Below are 221 nucleotides of genomic sequence, written 5' to 3' on the forward strand. Positions count from 1 at the left end.
TCCATCACCTGGGGTTGCCGCTCGGCGGCCGGCCGGCAGCAAGCTTCGCCAAGCGGCTCATGCTGCCTGTCAGCAACTGGTTGTGGGTATCGATGACGGGGCGTTCCGGAGAAGTCGTCGGTACGGGACCATCGTGTGCGATTCGGAGCGTCGGCGGATCGTTGCCTTGCTACCCGACCGGGAAATGGCGACCGTTCAGGCGTGGCTGTCGAAGCACCCGG

At 65.6% G+C, this 221-nt stretch carries 1 pseudogene; it reads left to right on the forward strand.

What is annotated here, in order from left to right:
- Positions 1–221: pseudogene (locus AC0L3P_RS40410) on the forward strand (transposase); the annotation flags it as partial.

It is taken from the genome of Bradyrhizobium sp. WSM4874 (assembly GCF_055811835.1).